Origin of the sequence: Pedobacter sp. BG31, from assembly GCF_042464845.1 — a bacterium.
GTDB lineage: Bacteria > Bacteroidota > Bacteroidia > Sphingobacteriales > Sphingobacteriaceae > Pedobacter > Pedobacter suwonensis.
Map to the genome: position 1 here is coordinate 1 of NZ_JBHNZK010000052.1, position 692 is coordinate 692.

The following is a 692-nucleotide window of genomic DNA, read 5'->3' on the forward strand; positions in this document are numbered from 1 at the left end:
CGATGAGCGGGCCAAAGCAGATCAATAAGATTAGTATATGTATATTCCTCATTTTAATGGTTTAGTGGTTTGGTTTGGCTGGTCGCTGATCAGCATCATGGTTATTTTTTGCTTCGCCGGCCGCAGGTGTAAGCCATATGGTAAAAGCCCGTCATTCACCTCCTGCAGGTTGCCGGTTAAGGGGAGGCTGATGGACAGGCGTTGGCTGATCCCCGTTTTGTTGATGACAGGCAGCCTGTTCCAGCCCAGGTTTTCTATATGATCTACAAGTGCCACAAACGGAACATTTTTTAAGTTCAAGGCCCCCTGCCGGCCAGTGTCCTGATCTAAAATTTCGCCACTACTGGTACGTTCCAGCACCAGGCAATCGGTTTTTTCGGTTTTAAAAGTGGCTTTATATGGCGAATAGGTATTCAGGTCGGCCAGCATCATGGGGTATAATCGGGCCGATAAACGCTCTGGCACTACAAACTCATAGTTGTAGCTATCGCGTAAAAAACCTGCTGAATCGGCTCCCACGTACCGAATCTGTTGATCTGAAAAGCGCTGGCCCGCTGCGCGTTGTAATACCCTGCCGATGCTACTGTACAGGCTAAAAAAGTTGGTATTGGTAAAGGCACGTCCTAACAACAGGCCCGATTTAGCTTTCCTCAACTGGGTACCGCTGGCCAGGCCAGATACCCGCCCTTTGG

Annotated in this window: 1 protein-coding gene; it reads right to left on the reverse strand. The window is 49.3% G+C overall.

Features of this window, described 5'->3' with window-relative positions; all coding sequences use genetic code 11:
* Nucleotides 1-48: 48 nt before the first annotated feature.
* Nucleotides 49-692: hypothetical protein (locus ACFE6N_RS23520; RefSeq protein WP_378940374.1), on the reverse strand; the 644-nt coding region annotated here is incomplete at its 5' end.